The sequence below is a fragment of the Undibacterium sp. Ren11W genome, assembly GCF_049340485.1.
In the GTDB taxonomy this organism is placed as follows: Bacteria; Pseudomonadota; Gammaproteobacteria; order Burkholderiales; family Burkholderiaceae_D; genus Undibacterium.
This window is the reverse complement of sequence record NZ_JBMPPB010000001.1, coordinates 1,473,645-1,491,628: the sequence shown is the minus strand read 5'-3', so window position 1 is coordinate 1,491,628 and position 17,984 is coordinate 1,473,645. Positions and strand designations below refer to the sequence as shown.

The 17,984-nt window shown below is 46.5% G+C and carries 16 protein-coding genes and 1 rRNA gene; 14 read left to right on the top strand and 3 right to left on the bottom strand.

Annotated features, from left to right (window positions below; all coding sequences use genetic code 11):
- Positions 1–103, top strand: a 5S ribosomal RNA gene (rrf, locus tag ACO0K8_RS06650); the annotation flags it as partial.
- Between the two features lie 557 nt (positions 104–660).
- Here the strand turns inward: rrf and ACO0K8_RS06645 are convergent.
- From ACO0K8_RS06645 to map, 3 genes are all read right to left on the bottom strand, one after another.
- Positions 661–1,407 carry a pseudouridine synthase gene (locus ACO0K8_RS06645; RefSeq protein ID WP_422945829.1) on the bottom strand — a complete coding sequence of 249 codons (747 nt, stop codon included), beginning with the start codon at positions 1,405–1,407 and terminating at the stop codon, positions 661–663.
- Between the two features lie 81 nt (positions 1,408–1,488).
- Complete coding sequence (locus tag ACO0K8_RS06640) at positions 1,489–4,047, bottom strand: [protein-PII] uridylyltransferase (protein WP_422945828.1); 2,559 nt, start codon at positions 4,045–4,047, stop codon at positions 1,489–1,491.
- Positions 4,044–4,856: a type I methionyl aminopeptidase gene (gene map / locus ACO0K8_RS06635; protein WP_126128985.1), complete on the bottom strand. Its 813-nt coding sequence runs from the start codon at positions 4,854–4,856 to the stop codon at positions 4,044–4,046. The genes ACO0K8_RS06640 and map overlap by 4 nt, the downstream gene beginning before the upstream one ends.
- 257 nt (positions 4,857–5,113) lie before the next feature.
- On the opposite strand from map, the gene rpsB reads away from it, so the two are divergent.
- The 13 genes from rpsB (at position 5,114) to lpxA (ending at position 17,980) form a co-directional block, all read left to right on the top strand.
- Positions 5,114–5,860 carry a 30S ribosomal protein S2 gene (gene rpsB, locus ACO0K8_RS06630; RefSeq protein WP_422945827.1) on the top strand — a complete coding sequence of 249 codons (747 nt, stop codon included), beginning with the start codon at positions 5,114–5,116 and terminating at the stop codon, positions 5,858–5,860.
- Between the two features lie 130 nt (positions 5,861–5,990).
- Positions 5,991–6,872: a translation elongation factor Ts gene (gene tsf, locus ACO0K8_RS06625; RefSeq protein WP_422945826.1), complete on the top strand. Its 882-nt coding sequence runs from the start codon at positions 5,991–5,993 to the stop codon at positions 6,870–6,872.
- Between the two features lie 159 nt (positions 6,873–7,031).
- Entirely contained in the window at positions 7,032–7,748 is a 717-nt protein-coding gene (gene pyrH, locus ACO0K8_RS06620; protein WP_422945825.1) for a UMP kinase, read from the top strand.
- 114 nt (positions 7,749–7,862) lie between these two features.
- A complete protein-coding gene (frr, locus tag ACO0K8_RS06615; RefSeq protein WP_422945824.1) occupies positions 7,863–8,423 on the top strand; it encodes a ribosome recycling factor in 561 nt (186 codons plus the stop codon).
- Between the two features lie 40 nt (positions 8,424–8,463).
- A complete protein-coding gene (gene uppS, locus ACO0K8_RS06610; RefSeq protein WP_422945823.1) occupies positions 8,464–9,207 on the top strand; it encodes a polyprenyl diphosphate synthase in 744 nt (247 codons plus the stop codon).
- 36 nt (positions 9,208–9,243) lie between these two features.
- Entirely contained in the window at positions 9,244–10,074 is an 831-nt protein-coding gene (locus tag ACO0K8_RS06605) for a phosphatidate cytidylyltransferase (RefSeq protein ID WP_422945822.1), read from the top strand.
- A gap of 23 nt (positions 10,075–10,097) precedes the next feature.
- Entirely contained in the window at positions 10,098–11,273 is a 1,176-nt protein-coding gene (gene ispC, locus ACO0K8_RS06600; RefSeq protein ID WP_422945821.1) for a 1-deoxy-D-xylulose-5-phosphate reductoisomerase, read from the top strand.
- Complete coding sequence (gene rseP / locus ACO0K8_RS06595) at positions 11,267–12,634, top strand: RIP metalloprotease RseP (protein ID WP_422945820.1); 1,368 nt, start codon at positions 11,267–11,269, stop codon at positions 12,632–12,634. The genes ispC and rseP overlap by 7 nt, the downstream gene beginning before the upstream one ends.
- 82 nt (positions 12,635–12,716) lie before the next feature.
- Positions 12,717–15,047: an outer membrane protein assembly factor BamA gene (bamA, locus tag ACO0K8_RS06590; RefSeq protein ID WP_422945819.1), complete on the top strand. Its 2,331-nt coding sequence runs from the start codon at positions 12,717–12,719 to the stop codon at positions 15,045–15,047.
- A gap of 58 nt (positions 15,048–15,105) precedes the next feature.
- Entirely contained in the window at positions 15,106–15,636 is a 531-nt protein-coding gene (locus tag ACO0K8_RS06585; RefSeq protein WP_422945818.1) for an OmpH family outer membrane protein, read from the top strand.
- A 3-nt stretch (positions 15,637–15,639) separates the two neighbouring features.
- Complete coding sequence (gene lpxD / locus ACO0K8_RS06580) at positions 15,640–16,704, top strand: UDP-3-O-(3-hydroxymyristoyl)glucosamine N-acyltransferase (RefSeq protein WP_422945817.1); 1,065 nt, start codon at positions 15,640–15,642, stop codon at positions 16,702–16,704.
- A gap of 2 nt (positions 16,705–16,706) precedes the next feature.
- Positions 16,707–17,189 carry a 3-hydroxyacyl-ACP dehydratase FabZ gene (fabZ, locus tag ACO0K8_RS06575; protein WP_422945816.1) on the top strand — a complete coding sequence of 161 codons (483 nt, stop codon included), beginning with the start codon at positions 16,707–16,709 and terminating at the stop codon, positions 17,187–17,189.
- 2 nt (positions 17,190–17,191) lie between these two features.
- Positions 17,192–17,980 (top strand): acyl-ACP--UDP-N-acetylglucosamine O-acyltransferase, encoded by a 789-nt coding sequence (gene lpxA / locus ACO0K8_RS06570; RefSeq protein WP_422945815.1) that lies wholly within the window; start codon positions 17,192–17,194, stop codon positions 17,978–17,980.
- Positions 17,981–17,984: the final 4 nt, after the last annotated feature.

Here is a 17,984-nt window from a genome sequence, read left to right as displayed (position 1 = left end):
ATAGCAAGTCGGTACCACCCCTTCCCATCCCGAACAGGACCGTGAAACGACTCCGCGCCAATGATAGTGCTGCAACCAGTGTGAAAGTAGGTCATCGTCAGGCTTTTATTAGAAAACCCCTCAACAGAGTACTGTTGAGGGGTTTTTGCTTTGCGGGGTGTGAAGCGCACCAGAAAACCGTTTACTACTCGCCTTGACGCCATTCGTGTAGATCGACACTGCCGAATTATCCGTCCGCGGCACCGTCGTCGTGAAGATACTCCCTCCTGTATATTTTTAATGCGCACAACCTGTATGCGCAATTGGGCTGTTTCAATTTAATTTTAGGGGAGTATGTGGGAATTCGAGCTCTTGGAGAGTTTGGATTATTGACTTTTAGATATTTTTCTTGTCGTTGTCTTGTCGTGCTTCAGGCTCTCTACCTAATTTCCCTTGCTCACTCTCAGATCCGTGGCGCAAAGTTTTTTGAAGGGAGGAGGCGGCGCGACCTGAAATGAATCGGAATAGCCCCGATTCATTTCAAGTACCTACGAGTAATATGACGATACTCCTACCTAGTAGATTCAGAGAGCGCACTATCTCTATGCGTAATCATCTAGTTTTAAAATTTTCTAGGGGGAGTATATGAAGTGATGGAATAACTTGTTCGAAATTTCGCTTTTAAAATTGTTCGTCTTCTTGCAAGTAGCGCCACTGGCCTTCTGGTAGCTTGCCCAATTTCACTTTCCCAATTCTGACGCGTTTCAAGCCTAAAACGATGAGGCCTACCATTTCGCACATGCGGCGGATTTGGCGTTTCTTTCCTTCTTTTAGGATGAAATTGAGTTGATCGTCATTTTGCCAGCGGACTTTTGCAGGAATAAGTTTTTTCCCATCCAGACTTAAGCCGTGATTCAATAAACGCAAATCCTTTTCTGGTAATCGTCCTGGCTTGCTGTATTGAACGCGCACCAGGTATTCTTTTTCTACTGTGGTGTCTTGTCCAATCAAGTGTTTGGCGATACGGCCATCTTGGGTGAGTACTAATAAGCCCACCGAGTCTATATCGAGGCGGCCGGCGGCGACCAGGCTCATGAGTTGAGTTGGATGGAATTGATTATCCACTGGGCATTCGCTCCAGCGATTTTCTGCTTTGACTAATGAAATGGCTGGTTGATGGCCATCTTCCGCTTGTCCGCTGACCAATCCTACCGGTTTGTTAATGAGGATGGTGACGCGTTTAGATTGTTCGGCTGCGGCTTGGCGCTCAACGGAGACGCGTTGATGCGGGAAGACTTTGCTGCCAAGTTCCGAGACGATTTTGCCATCAACGCGCACCCAGCCGCGCTCTATCCATTCATCGGCCTCGCGGCGGGAGCAAAGTCCGAGTTCGGACATTCTTTTTGAGAGGCGTAATTGTTCGGTCATGATAGTGAGTTAGTACTGAGTAAATGGTTTAGTGCGGGCACTGATTCTTGAAGTGGTCGTTTTTTTTGGCTGGGTGTTAGCTTAAATACGTAAAGTATCGAGTAGTTCGGTTTCTAATTGTATTTGGGTTCTGGCGTGTTGCAGGGCTGCACCGTCAATGAGAAAAACGTCTTCTACCCGTTCACCCAAGGTCATAATCTTCGCAGTATGAAGGTTAATTTTGTATTTGGTGAGAACATTGGCGATCGCATATAGCAGGCCATTTCTATCGTTGGCTGATATCGAGAGCAAATAGAATTGGCCTTTTTCGTCAGGTCGTAAGTCGACGATAGGGGCTAAAGGGAAGGTTCTCGATAGACGCGAAAGTCGGCCGCGATTTGGTTCTGATAATGGGGTTTGCCGTATGAGAATTTCTGCTAATTCATGTTCGATTAAGCTAATAATGTCGCGATAATTATTCGCAAACGCAGGTTCAGTCACCAAGAAAGTATCTAGCGCATAGCCGCTTTTAGTTGTGTGAATTTTGGCATCTAAAATGCTAAAATTTTTGCCATCGAAGTAACTGCAAATGCGGGCAAATAAATCTGCTTGATCCTTGACATAGACCACCACTTGCAATCCCTCGCCGATCGGGGAGAGCCGGCATTTTACGACCGGCGTCTGACTCTCTATGCGGTCATGTAAGGCGCGCGTTTGCCAGGCGATATCGGATGCGTCGTGGCGCAAAAAATAGGCCATATCGAGCTGTTGCCATAGTTTTTCGTGGGCATTGCTTGCCAATCCGTGCAGGCGCAAAGATTTCAAGGCATCTTGTTGGCGGTTTTTTAATTCCCGGTCTTTGGATGGCGCTTCTCCGCCCAGCACGCGCAGACTGATGCGATATAAATCTTCCAGTAGTTTGCCTTTCCAGGCGTTCCAGACTTTCGGGCTGGTGCCGCGTATATCTGATACGGTCAATAGGTACAATGCCGTTAAATGGCGTTCGTCTTTGACTAGCGTCACGAAACGCTGAATGACCTCTGGATCGGATAAATCTTGTTTTTGCGCAACATGAGACATAGTCAAGTGGTTTTGCACCAGGAAGACAATGAGTTCAGAGTTGGCTTTTGAAATGCCGTGATCATGACAAAATTTCTTGGCGTCACTCATGCCCAATATGGAGTGATCGCCATTGCGGCCCTTCGCTATGTCGTGAAACAAGGCTGCAATGTACAGCACCCAAGGCTGCGTGAAATTGGCCATTAACTGGCTGCAAAATGGGTATTCATGCGCATGCTCGGTCATGGTAAAACGGCGCAGATTACGTACCACCATCAAAATGTGCTGGTCTACCGTATAGGCATGGAACAGATCGTGTTGCATCTGTCCTATGATGCGGCGAAAATTTGGCAAATAACGACCAAGTATGCTCATTTGGTTCATGTGCCGTAAAGCATGGGTAATGCCTTGCGGAGACTGCAATATCTGTAAAAACAGGGCGCGATTAAAAATGTCGTGTCTAAATCCGGCATCAATTAAGAAACGCGCATGCCATAAAGCGCGTAGTGTGCGCGCTGTCATTCCTTTTAGTTCGTTGTGCTGAGCCAGCAGTAAAAACACTTCTAGCATCGCCGATGGCGAGGTCTTAAAGACGTCATCATTGGCGACATCAATGAAGCTATTGACTTCATTGAAGCGCTCATTAACCGCTTGAGGAACTGAGGGTTGTGGAAAGAGAGTGCTCTCAATATTTTGTAATAGTATGGTATTGAGCTGGGTAACTGCCTTTGCGGCCCAATAATAGCGCTGCATGAGATACTCGCTGGCACGTCGGGATTCAGTAGTTTTGAATCCGAAGGTTTCGGCTATTGCTGTTTGTATATCAAAAATAAGCCTATCCTCGCGTCGACCGGCGTGTATGTGCAGGCGTATGCGGATATCCTTGAAGGCGCGTTCATTGCGTTTCAGCTGATGGGCTTCGGTGGCGGTAATTAGCCCATGCTCAGCTAATTCTTTCCACGAATTGCCCAGTTTTGCAGCTTTGGCGACCCAGAGGATCACTTGTAAATCCCTTAGCCCGCCAGGACTCTCTTTGCAGTTGGGTTCTAGACTGTACGGAGTGTCTTCATATTTGACGTGTCGCTGCTGCAATTCCAGGAGCTTACCTTGGAAAAACTGCTGAGGATTCATATTCTCATCGAAACGAATTTGTAATTGTCGAAATAAATTTCTACTGCCTGTTAGTAGTCGCGCTTCGAGTAGGCTGGTTTGGACAGTGATGTCCGCGTTACTTTCAGTAATGCATTCGTCGACAGTGCGTATGCTATGACCTATATCCAGGCCGATATCCCATAAAACCTGCACCAGGTTTTCTAATTTTGCACGCAATGCAGAATCGGGCGACTCTGTAAGTAAGACTAGTACATCGACATCGGAATGGGGAAATAACTCGCCACGGCCGTAGCCGCCGACTGCCACCAGCGCGGTCGATTTTGGAAAGTCATAGCTCTTCCAGATTTTTCCTAGGATGCCATCTACGCAGCGGCATAGATTTTGAAGTAAGGCTTCTGCTTTGGTATTTTCTTTGAATGTACTGATTACAAGTTGTTGCGCTGCCTTCAGTTCTTGTTTGAAGACGAGCGCGGGGACTGGCGTTGTCATTTGGCTGTGGTAATGAATGCAGGTGGTGGTGGTGAACCGGCGGATAGGGTTAAGACTTCATAGCCAGTTTCGGTGACGAGTATGGTGTGCTCCCACTGCGCTGATAGGCTGCGGTCTTTAGTCTTGATGGTCCAGCCATCTCCCATTTCCTTGATTTCACGACGACCGGCGTTAATCATAGGTTCGATCGTGAAAATCATCCCTGGCGCGAGCTTTTCCAAAGTGCCCGGGCGTCCGTAATGGAGAACTTGAGGCTCTTCATGAAAAACCTTACCTATGCCATGTCCACAAAATTCTCGGACTACGCTATAGCCTGCTTTTTCTGCATGTTGTTGAATAATGTGGCCAATGTCGCCCAAATGATTACCAGGTTTAACTTTTGAGATGCCTAGCCACATGCATTCGTAAGTAATTTCGCTGAGTCTTTTTGCCAGTATCGACGGCTCGCCCACTAAAAACATGCGGCTATTGTCACCGTGATAACCATCTTTGATGACGGTAATGTCTAAATTAACGACGTCGCCACTTTTTAATACTTTATCACCTGGAATTCCATGGCAAATAACATCATTGACTGAAGTGCAAATTGCTTTTGGGTAAGGAGTATAGCCAGGAGGGCAGTAGTTTAAAGGGGCAGGTATGCTGCCCTGTACGTTCAGCATGTACTCGTGGCAAAGTCTATCAATTTCGCCCGTGGTCACACCAACTTTTACAAAGGGTGTGATGTAATCGAGAACTTCAGATCCGAGTCGACCGGCTATGCGCATTCCCGCGATGTCTTCTGGTGTTTTAATAGAAATAGATGTCATGCTTAACCATGTAAATTGAAAAATCAGTAATACGCGATTATAGTCCAGGACTGCACTATTCGCTCATGCTGAGCGGCGAGTAGTGCGATCAACAAGCTTGAAGTATGTTTGCTAATCGTAGTACAATAGATGGTTGGCTAGAGTGTTTCTTTAGCTAATGACTTAAATTTAGTAATTTTTTAAACACGAATCTGGTCAAAAAGGGTGTCCCGAATGGGATCACTGACTTGGATTCAAGACCTAACCCTGGAGTTATTATGTCTGTATCAATGCGTGAAATGTTGGAAGCCGGTGTCCATTTTGGTCATCAAACCCGTTTCTGGAATCCAAAAATGGCTCCGTACATTTTTGGTCATCGCAATAAAATCCATATTATCAATCTTGAAAAAACCCTGGGCATGTACCAGGAAGCAATCAAGTACATTCGTCAATTGTCGTCTAATCGCGGTACAGTATTGATGGTTGGTACTAAGCGTCAAGCGCGTGAGTTGATCGCTGCTGAAGCGCAACGTGCTGGCATGCCATACGTTGATCAGCGTTGGTTGGGTGGTATGTTGACTAACTTTAAAACTGTAAAAACTTCAATCAAACGCTTGAAAGACATGGAAGCGATTGTGGAAGATGGTTCAGTAGAGAAGTTGTCGAAAAAAGAAGCTTTGATGTTTCAACGCGAAATGATCAAGTTGCAAAAGTCTATCGGCGGTATTAAGGATATGGCTGGTGTTCCTGATGCGATTTTTGTTGTGGATGTCGGTTTTCATAAAGGTACTATTACTGAGGCCGCTAAATTGGGTATTCCAGTAATCGGTATCGTTGATACTAATCACTCACCAGATGGCGTAACTTACATTATTCCTGGTAACGATGACTCGTCTAAGGCAATTGCTCTGTACGCTCGTGGCGTTGCTGATGCAATCTTGGAAGGTCGTGCAAATGCTGTGAATGAAGTGCTGGAAGCAGTTAAGCCAAGTGCTGACGAGTTTGTTGAAGTAGAGCAAGCGTAATAGCGAATGATTTTTGCCGGATTTTGATTCGGTAAAGTCAAAATAAAAGGGGCAAACAATCGTTCGCCCCTTTTTTTAAACAGAATTTATTGATGGCATCTTTGTGATGCAACGTAACTAGGAGAGATACATGGCGGCGATTACAGCAGCGATGGTAGGTGAATTGCGCGCAAAGACAGATGCGCCTATGATGGAATGCAAAAAAGCATTGGTAGAAGCTGATGGTGATTTGGAGCGTGCTGAAGAGATTTTGCGCGTTAAGTTGGGTGGTAAGGCTTCCAAGGCAGCTTCGCGTATAACTGCTGAAGGTGTAGTTGCTTCAGTTGTTGTCGGTGGTGTTGGTGCTTTGATCGAAGTTAACTGCGAAACTGATTTCGTTACCAAAAACGACGATTTTATCGCCTTTGCAAATGCATGCGTAAAATTGGTTGCTGAGCACAATCCTGCAGATGTGGCCGCATTGGCTGCGCTGCCTTTGGATGGCTCTACTGTGGAAACTGTTCGTGCTGCTTTGATCGGTCGTATCGGTGAAAATATGTCAATCCGTCGTTTTCAGCGCTTTGACACTGCCGATAAGTTGACTTCTTATCTGCATGGCACACGTATTGGCGTTATGGTTGAATTTTCGGCCAGTGACGAACAAGTCGGCAAAGACGTTGCGATGCATATCGCTGCGATGAAGCCAGTTTCTTTGTCTGCCGATCAAGTACCTGCTGAATTGATTGAAAAGGAGCGTTCAGTCGCATCCTTGAAAGCGGCTGAGTCTGGTAAACCAGCTGATATCGTAACCAAAATGGTTGAAGGCTCGGTTCAAAAGTTTTTGAAAGAAGTTTCTTTGTTGAATCAGACTTTTGTTAAGAATGATAAGCAAACTGTTGAGCAAATGTTGAAATCTGTTGACGCTTCCATCAAGTCTTTTACTATGTATGTTGTAGGTGAAGGCATAGAGAAGAAGCAAGATGATTTCGCAGCAGAAGTGGCAGCGCAAGTCGCCGCCGCAAAGCAAGCGTAATTAGGCAAAAAAACGGGCCGAAAGGCCCGTTTTTTTAAGCTTCAATTTTGAGGCTTTTGTTACTAGGTTATTTTTGCCAGTACGTTGGATTTGGATAGTGTTTTTTTATCTAGCGTATTCACAATAATATCTTCATTTATTTTTTAAGGAGCCCGGACCGTGATTAAACCTGCTTATAAGCGTGTGCTTTTGAAGCTCTCTGGCGAAGCCTTGATGGGCGATGATGCTTACGGTATTAATCGCGCTACCATTGAACGTATGGTCGCCGATGTCGCTGAAGTGTCGAGAATGGGTGTTGAGCTCGCAATTGTAATTGGTGGTGGCAATATTTTTCGCGGAGTCGCGCCTGGTGCGCAGGGAATGGATAGGGCTACGGCGGATTACATGGGAATGCTGGCAACCGTCATGAATGCGCTTGCCTTGGGTGATGCGATGCGTCAGGCTGGCGTTGTGGCTCGGGTGATGTCGGCAATTGCAATTGAGCAGGTCGTTGAGCCTTACGTGCGTCCTAAGGCTTTGCAGTATCTGGAAGAAGGTAAGGTGGTGATTTTCGCTGCGGGAACAGGAAATCCATTCTTCACCACTGATACTGCTGCTGCGTTGCGCGGTTCTGAAATCGGTGCTGAAATCGTATTAAAAGCGACCAAGGTTGATGGTGTTTATACCGCAGATCCGAAGAAAGATCCTACAGCTACGCGTTATTCCACTATTTCTTTTGATGAGGCCATTTCTCGTCATTTACAAGTGATGGATGCCACAGCATTTGCTCTTTGTCGTGATCAGAAATTACCGATCAAAGTGTTTTCTATTGTCAAGCCGGGTGCATTGAAAAATCTGATTATGGGTGGCGACGAAGGCACGCTTGTCCACGTATAATTTGCTTCATGGCATATAGGTAAGCTCGTTGGCCTATATCTGCCCTTGTTTTATATTGAAATAAATAAGATAAATAATGATATTTGTCTGCATTGATTTGTACAGGAGGATGGTATGTCCATCATAGAAGTAAAAAATAATACTCAATTGCGGATGCAAAAGTCGCTCGAGACTCTAAAGGTAGATCTTTCTAAAGTGCGTACTGGTCGCGCTCATACAGGGATCTTGGATCACGTGATGGTTGACTATTACGGCGCGCCTACCAATATCACTCAGGTGGCAAACGTGACTTTGATCGACGCTCGTACCATTGGCGTTCAGCCGTGGGAAAAGAAGATGATATCGGCGATAGAGAAGGCAATTCGTGATGCAGATCTAGGTTTGAATCCATCTACGCAAGGCGAAATGATACGCGTCCCTACTCCAGCTTTGACTGAAGAGCGGCGCAAAGAAATGGTTAAATTGGTCAAGACCGAAGGTGAAGATGCGAAGATTGCTATTCGCAATATTCGTCGTGACGCGAATGAGTCACTGAAGAAGCTGGTAAAAGATAAGGAATGTTCCGAGGATGACGAGCGTCGCGCATCGGATGAAATCCAAAAATTGACGGACAAGTTTGTGGCTGATGTGGATAAATCACTGGCTGATAAGGAAAAAGAAGTATTGACGGTATAGCTTGTCGTCGAGAGTATTTTTTCACTCATTCTGGATATACATGGTTCACATTAGTTCGACAAAAGAAGTTCCTGTTGTGGGAAGTGTTCCACAGCATATCGCGATCATCATGGATGGCAATGGTCGTTGGGCGACCAAACGATTTTTGCCTCGAGTGGCTGGACATGCTAAGGGTGTGGACGCTGTCCGTGTCATGGTTAAAGCCTGCGTTAAGCGTGAAGTGAAGTATTTGACGTTATTTGCCTTTAGTTCTGAAAATTGGCGCAGGCCTGCAGAGGAAGTTTCTTTGCTTATGCGTCTTTTTGTCACTGCGCTTGAAAAAGAAGTCGTGAAAATGCATGCGAATGGCATTCGTCTTAAAGTGGTTGGTGATTTGTCGCGGTTTGACGCGCAATTGCAAAAAACGATACACGCGGCCGAAACTCTTACGGAAAGCAATCAAGGGTTGACCGTGACGATTTGTGCTAATTACGGTGGCCGTTGGGATATTGTGCAAGCATTTAATCGACTTAAACAAGAGCTAACGCCCGATAATGCCATAACCGAAGAGCAGCTTGCGCCGTATTTGTCTATGGCGTATGCGCCTGAACCCGATTTGTTCATTCGCACTGGCGGCGAAACTAGAATCTCCAATTTCTTGTTATGGCAACTGGCATACAGTGAATTGTATTTCACGGATACATTTTGGCCGGATTTCAATGCGCATGCTTTAGATGACGCGATTAAATCCTACCAAGCAAGAGAGCGGCGCTTTGGTCGTACAAGTGCGCAAGTCCTTGCCTAGGTAGGCAATAAAACTACATTCGCGATAAGGTAAATTATGCTTAAAACTCGTGTCATTACAGCTTTGCTGTTGTTGGCAGTGCTAGTTCCTATCCTGTACTTAGGTTCAATTCAGCTGTTTTCAATTGTCGCAACGCTCTTCTTCGGCGCCGCGATGTGGGAAGGGCAACGTTTATTTAATAAGCCAGCCCCACTTCTTATGGCGCTGGTCTGGTCAGCGCTGTTTTATTACCTCAGCCTTAACGGCTTCTTACTCTCTAGTCCAACCACTCCGCTATTGTTCGCGTTGTGCGTATTGTTTTGGTTGCTAAGGTTGATTCCATCTCTAGCCTTTGGCTTGCCAGCATTAAACAGTATTTCAAATAGCACATTAAATGGTATTTATGGATTAAGCATCTTCGGCTGCTTTGTCGCCATGACTGTCTTGTTTGCGCACTCTCCATTGTTTTTCCTGTCCGTCATGGCCGTAGTTTGGGTTGCCGATGTGGGGGCGTATTTCTCGGGTAAGGCATTTGGCAGGCGTAAACTTGCGCCCTCAATTTCACCCGGGAAATCATGGGAAGGTGCCATAGGTGGTTGGCTTGGGGTGCTGCTTGTCGGCGGGCTTGCTGTTTATCTTGGTGTCGCGACAGATATTTTTCCGGCGAAGATTTTTATTAAGTTGGGAGTGTTGGGTTTTGTGCTGGTCTTTACTTTGCTGGCTAGCGCCAGTGTTGTTGGCGACTTATTTGAGTCATCTTTGAAACGGCGGGCAAACATGAAGGATAGTAGTGCTTTGCTCCCCGGTCATGGCGGTGTTTTGGATCGTATCGATGCCTTGATTCCTGTGTTGCCTCTGGCGGCACTCTTGGATCTGTGGTTGCGATGATCGCGAGTTCGGTGAATAAAAATATGCAGAAAATTTGTGTTTTGGGCTCGACTGGATCGATAGGTGTATCCACGCTAGATGTGATATCCAGGCATCCTGATCTATACACCGTTTATGCATTGACCGCACATAGTCAGGTGCAGAAGTTGGCTGAACAGTGCGTGCAATTCAGACCTTCGTTTGCGGTGGTGGGGACTGCGTTAGCCGCGGCGGAGCTGCAATTGTTGTTGCGTGAAAAAAAGCTGACAACAGAGGTTTTATACGGACCTCAGGCTTTATGTGAGGTTGCCAGCGCCGATGCGTGTGATGCAGTTATGGCGGCGATAGTTGGTGCTGCTGGATTACCGGCCTCATTGGCGGCAGCGAAAGCAGGTAAGAAGGTTTTACTGGCAAATAAAGAAGCCTTGGTAATGTCAGGTCAGTTGTTTATTGATGCAATACGGATGAGTGGGGCGACTTTATTACCAATCGACAGTGAGCATAATGCGATTTTTCAATGTCTGCCGCAAACTTATGACAGACGCCCGCAACAGCATGGCGTAGATAAAATCATCCTGACCGCTTCTGGCGGTCCCTTTCTCAATCGCGCTTTGAATTCACTGGATAATGTGACTCCTGCAGAGGCGGTTGCGCATCCAAATTGGGTTATGGGACGGAAGATCTCGGTGGATTCGGCCACGATGATGAATAAGGGCCTAGAGGTAATTGAGGCGCATTGGTTGTTTAACGCGCCTGCGGAACAAATTGAGGTGCTGATACATCCTCAAAGTGTTATCCATTCCATGGTTTCATATTTGGATGGCTCGGTTCTGGCGCAAATGGGAAATCCAGATATGCGCACACCGATAGCCTATGGCTTGGCTTACCCTGAACGTATCAATTCGGGAGTCGCAGCGCTCGACCTGACTAAAGTCATGCAGCTAAATTTCTTCGCGCCGGATTTTAAACGCTTCCCTTGCCTGGAGTTAGCGTACGCAGCACTAAAAACTGGACAATCTGCTCCAACTATATTGAACGCAAGTAATGAGATCGCTGTCCAAGCATTTTTAGATGGAAAAATAGGTTTCAGAATGATAGACCAAATCATCGCTCGCGTTATGGATAAGTCTTCAATTCGCGAGGTCCTCGATATTGATGCGATTTTTGAATGCGATCAAGAAGCGCGTGCTTTAAGCCTTGAGATCATACGCGCATGGTGATGTTGCAGACCATTCTTGCTTTTGTTGTGGCGCTCGGCAGCTTAGTGACGATACACGAGCTAGGGCATTACCTTGTTGCTCGTTGGTGTGGCGTAAAGATTTTGCGTTTTTCCGTGGGGATGGGAAAAGTAATTTTCTCTCGTAAGTTGGGGGTAGATCAGACCGAATGGGCAATTTCTATTTTGCCATTAGGTGGTTACGTAAAAATGCTGGACGCCCGAGAGCAAGATGTTTCTGAGATCTCGGAACAAGATCTGCTACGGGAGTTTTCACGACAATCGGTCTGGAAGCGTATCGCGATCGTAGCTGCTGGACCGATCGCCAATTTTTTATTAGCTATTCTGCTGTTTACTGGCCTGTATTTGCATGGCGTTCCTGAACCGATGGCAAAAATACGGGTGCCTTCAGAAACTTCCGCTGCTTATCAAGCAGGCTTGCGTCATGGTGATCTGGTTACTGCGGTGAACGGCCAGCGCGTGCAGACATGGACTGAGTTGCACTGGAAATTATTACAATTGGGATTAGCAAAATCTGACGCGAGCCTTGTTGTACAGCGCATCAATGACAATGTTAATCTTAAGGTGGAGTCACGGGAACTCGGTTTAAGCTTGAGTCGTCTTACTGATGCTGAACTTGAGTCAGATTTTTTGACTAAGTTGGGTTTTTCTGTGGCCAGACCAGCTGCGATATTGCAAGGTTTGGAGGCTGGAGGTCCTGCTAGTCGTGCTGGTTTACTGCCCGGCGATCAAATTTTGACAATCGATGGTAAGGCAGTGTTGGATGGCCTCGAATTTACCGAGATCATTAACGCTTCTTCGGATAAAAGTCTTCGACTCCTAGTCAAACGTGGCCAACAAGAACTTACTCTAAACGTTACTCCAGAAACGGACGTCATCCGTGGAGAAAAGATAGGGCGGATAAAGGTGCAGTTGATGCTCGCTCCTGAGATGCTGAGCGTTGTGAACTCTCCTATGAGTGCGGTTATCAAAGCTAGCGTAAAAACCTGGGAAACCAGTATGCTCACCTTCAAAATGTTAGGCAAAATGCTGACTGGTGATGTGTCCTGGAAAAACTTGACCGGACCGATTACGATCGCTGATTACGCCGGACAAACCTCCAGGACTGGGTTGATTAGTTACCTCAGTTTTATTGCCCTCATCAGTATCAGTCTGGGTGTTATGAATTTGCTTCCTATCCCCGTGTTGGATGGTGGACATTTGTTGTATTATTCGCTGGAAGTTTTAACAGGAAAACCAGTGTCGGAACGGTTCGGCGAGATTGCGCAACGTGCCGGCGTTGTTTTGTTGATGAGTTTAATGGCCGTTGCTTTCTTTAATGACATAGCAAGACTCATGTCATAATCGTTTGGTCATTTGATCAACTTGATGCAGCGTTGCTCCATTAGAAATGCCTAGTAGAAATATTAAGATTAGATAATACCTAATGAAATCACATATAGAGAACTATACTTTGCCTAATTTACGTCGTCGCGCCTTGGCGCTAGCAGCGTTTGCATTGTGCTCAGGGCAGGCCCTGGCAGTTGAACCATTTAAGGTTAAGGATATCCGTGTTGAAGGTTTGCAGCGAACTGAAGCTGGAACGGTTTTTAGTTACTTGCCTGTCCGCGTCGGTGAAACCTTTGATGACGCTAAGAGCGTCTCCGCCATCAAATCTTTGTATGCGACTGGTTTTTTTAAGGACGTGCAGATAGAAGCGCAAGATGGGGTTTTAATCGTCTTACTGGAAGAGCGTCCCACCATTGCGGGGGTTGATTTTACCGGCACTAAAGAATTCGAAAAAGACGCATTGGTGAAAGCGCTTAAAGATGTGGGCGTAGGTGAGACCAAGATTTTTGATAAAGCGACGGTGGATAGGGCTGAGCAAGAATTGAAACGTCAATATCTTTCTCGTGGCTTGTACGGTATGCAAATCACTACCACCATTACACCGATAGAGCGTAATCGCGTGAACGTGACCTTTGCAGTAGAAGAGGGTGAGATCGCGAAAATCGCGCGTATCAACGTGATCGGGAACAAATATTTTACCGATAGCGAACTGTTTGAATTAATGGCCTTGAGTACGCCGACCTGGTTTAGTTGGTACACCAAAGCCGATCAGTATTCCAAGCAAAAACTCGCTGGCGATATAGAAAATCTCAAGTCCTTTTATCAAAATCGCGGTTTTCTTGAGATGCAAGTTGAGTCTACTCAGATTTCAATTACACCGGATAAAAAAGAAATTTACATCACCGTTAATATTATTGAGGGCGATAAATATACGGTCTCAGATATTAAGCTGGAAGGTGAAATGTTCGGGCGTGAAGCTGAGCTTTCGCAGTTACTGTTGTTGAATAAAGGTGATGTATACAACGCCGCCAGACTGACTGAGAGTACCAGACGCATTTCCGAACGGATGGGGAATTTTGGCTACGCTTTTGCCAATGTAAACGCCAATCCTTTGTTGGATAAAGAGAAAAAAGAAGTTGCTTTTACGGTGTTTGTCGACCCCGGTAAGCGCGTTTATGTACGCCGTATCAATTTAGCGGGCAACACCAAAACTAGAGATGAAGTAATCCGTAGAGAGTTCCGGCAGTTTGAAGGTTCTTGGTACGACGGAGAAAAAATCAAAGTTTCCAGAGATAGAGTCGAGAGACTAGGCTTCTTTAAAGAAGTGACGATAGAAACGCCAGAAGTCTCCACAAGTACCGATCAGGTCGATGTCAATCTGGCGGTAACCGAGCGACCAACCGGCAATATCATGTTTGGTGCCGGTTATTCGCAAACTGAGAAACTGACGCTGACAGGCTCGATTCAGCAGAGCAATGTATTTGGTAGCGGTGATACGGTAGGTTTGGATATCAATACCAGCAAGCAAAATCGTACTATTGCTATCTCGCATACCGATCCGTATTTTACTGATGACGGTGTCAGTCGTAGTTTTGATCTGTATCATAGGACTACTAGACCGATCGCTGGTAGCCAAGGCGATTATAAAATTCTTTCTACCGGTGGAAACATCCGTTTTGGTGTCCCGTTTTCGGAGTTGGATACGGTATTTTTCGGTCTTGGTGTTGAGCGCACACAGGTGGAAACAATTCCGACTAGTCCCCCTCGATATCTGCAATATGTGAAAGACTTTGGTAAGGTGGATGAATACGGATACGGCAAGGCGGTCAATACTACCTTTCCTCTGACTGCTGCCTGGCAAAGAGATAGTCGCGACAGCCCTTTAACTCCTAGTATAGGGCGCTACCAACGTGCCAATCTGGAGTTGTCAGCGATCGGTGATTTTAAATATTATCGTGGAATTTATAATCACCAATACTTTACACCTGTGTATCGTTCGGTAATCCTGGCACTCAATGGGGAATTTGACTATGGGCATGGCTTGGGTGGTAGTCGTTACCCTTTATTTAAAAACTTTTATGCCGGTGGAATAGGTTCGGTGCGCGGCTATGATGCCTCGTCTTTGGGAAGTAAAGATCCCTATGGGGATTCTCTGGGCGGTGCCGCTCGGTTGCTGGCTAATGCAGAATTGCAGGTGCCTTTCCCAGGCGCAGATAAATCGCTGCGTTGGTTCACCTTTCTTGATGCTGGTAACGTATTTGATGAAGGTCAAAAAATTCAATTCAAAGAGTTGCGCGCTTCAGCAGGTATTGGTATCAGCTGGATCTCACCGGTGGGACCTTTGAAATTAAGTTTTGGTAAAGCTTTGAATTCTAAAGTGGGTGATAAGACGCAAACCTTCCAGTTCCAAATGGGTACTGGATTTTAAAAAAATACTTATATAATCGGTGTTTTCTGCGTTTGTGTGGTTTGCCTTAGTTTGTATTATGGAGATTATTTTGAGTCAACTTACTACCCCGTCCAAGTTGTTGCAAGGCCTGATGGTTTTTGCAGCTTGTTGTGTCAGCGTTGCGCCTGTTTACGCTCAGGATTCTAAGGTCGCCTATTTTGATTCGCAGCGCGTGATGCGTGAATCTAGCCCTTCCAAGGCTGCTGAAGCAAAAATTGAGCAAGAGTTTTCTAAACGCAGTAAAGAACTATTCGATACTGTGACGAAAATTAAGGGCTTGGCGGAGAAATTGGATAAAGAGTCTGCGGTGATTACTGATGCTGATAGAGTCAAGCGTCAGCGTGATCTGACCGATATGGATCAAGATTTCAAGCGCAAACAACGTATTTACAATGAAGATTTGAATCAACGTAGAAACGAAGAGATTGCTTCTTTGGTCGAACGTGCGCAAAAAGTAGTGAAGCAAATCGCCGAGCTAGAAAAATATGACATCGTTTTGCAAGATGCCGTGTATTTCAATCCGCGCATAGATATCACCGATAAAGTGATTAAAGCGCTGGCTAAGTAAGTCATGACTCATTCCGGAACGCGACTGGGTGAATTAGTCGATCGCTTCGGTGGTCAATTAATTGGCAATCCAAATACAGTAGTGATAGGCATCGCACCTTTAAGCGATGCCGATGAGCGTCACGCGACGTTTCTCTCCAATTCTAAACTGCGCGCACAGGCCGAATCTACCCGTGCCGCGGTACTGATACTCACTGAATCCGACCATCTGCAGCTAGGTGCAGCGTTTTCTGGCGCTCGCATTATCAGCGCTCAGCCTTATGTTTATTTTGCCCGTGCGGCGCAGTATTTTGCTGCCCTTGCTGCGATTGCGCCACCTTTGGGGATACATCCAAGTGCCAGTGTCAGTCCACATGCGCTGGTCGCTGCAAGTGCCAGTATCGCGGCGCAGGTGGTGATAGAGGCCGAAGCGGTGATAGGCGAGAATGTGGTGATTGGTGCTGGTTCGGTGATCGGTCGCGGTGTCAGCATTGATGCCGATACCAAGTTGCATGCCAACGTCACAATTTACGACTATTGCGTGATTGGCAAACGCTGCAATATCCATTCCGGTGCGGTGATAGGTGCCGACGGTTTTGGCTTCGCCAACGACGCTGGTAAGTGGATCAAGATTCCTCAAACTGGCCGCGTACTGATAGGTGACGATGTCGATATCGGTGCCAATACCAGTATAGATCGCGGCGCGTTGGCCGATACCATCATCGAAGAGGGTGTTAAGCTCGATAATCAAATCCAGATCGGGCATAACTGTCAGATTGGTGCCCATACCGCCATGGCTGGTTGCGTCGGAGTCGCCGGTAGCGCCAAAATAGGTAAACACTGCACTTTTGGCGGTGCTGCGATGGTACTCGGGCATCTCACTATCGTTGATCATGTGCATATTTCTTCTGCCAGCATGGTCTCTAGATCGATACTCGAAGCGGGGCAATATACCGGGTTTTATCCCCTGGCGAAAAATGCTGAGTGGGAAAAATCGGCGGCTATCGTACGTAATCTGACTAGCATGCGAGAAAAAATTCGCACTCTTGAAAAAACAATTAAGTTACTCACAGAAAAAGCAGAAAAATAATTATGAAGACTCTAGACATCAATCAAATCAAACAATACCTGCCACACCGTTATCCTATGTTGTTGGTTGATCGCGTGCTGGAATGGGAGAGCGGTAAGAGTATTACCGCGATCAAAAATGTGACCGCGAATGAAGAGTTCTTCAACGGACATTTCCCAAATAAGCCGGTCATGCCAGGCGTGCTGATGGTAGAAGCAATGGCGCAGACTGCCGCCATCTTGTCGTTTCTGACGATGGGCAAGAAACCAGATGAAAACACCATCGTGTATTTTGTCGGGATTGATAACGTGCGTTTCAAACGTCCGGTAGAACCAGGCGATCAATTGAAAATGGAAATCGAGATTACCCGGGTAAGCCGCGGTATCTGGAAATACAAGGCAAAAGCGTCGGTCGATGGTCAATTGGCTTTGGAAGGTGATTTGATGTGTACTTTACGTACTGCCGATGATGCGGCAGCGGGGGTAACTACGGTCGCAGCGGTGTAAACATGGCTATCCATCCTAGTGCCCTGATTGATCCGAAAGCCAGTCTCGACAGTTCGGTCGAGGTAGGTGCCTACACAATTATCGGTCCGAATGTGCGCATAGGCGCTGGGACAAAAATCGGACCGCATGTAGTGATAGAAGGACACACTACGATAGGGCGCGAAAATACCCTGTTTCAATTTTCATCGATAGGCGCAGCGCCGCAAGATAAAAAATACGCGGGTGAACCGACCAGGTTAGAAATTGGCGACCGCAATGTAATACGCGAGTTCTGTACTTTCAATCTCGGCACTTCGCAGGACGTGGGTGTGACGCGTCTGGGCAATGATAATTGGATCATGGCTTATGTGCATATCGCGCATGATTGCCAGGTCGGAAATCATACGATTTTTGCGAATAATGCAGCCCTGGCTGGCCATGTCCACATAGGAGATTGGGTGATTCTGGGCGGGTTTTCAAATACCCATCAGTTTTGCAAGATTGGTGCCCATGCGATGGTCGGTATGAGCACCAGCTTAACCCAGGATGTGCCACCGTTCGTCATGCTTAATGGCAATCCGGCAGCTGCCCATGGCATCAATGTCGAGGGGCTTAAGCGTCGTGGTTTTAGCCGTGAGCAAATCTCCGCGATACGCCAATCGTATAAATTATTGTACAAGTCTGGCTTGACGCTCGAAGAGGCAAAGCTGGCCTTGGATCAGCAAGTCGCTGATTTGGCGCCTGAGCAAGCCTTACACGTCAAGGCGATACGCGAATTTCTGGATGGCTCCACGCGCGGCATCGTTCGTTAATCTA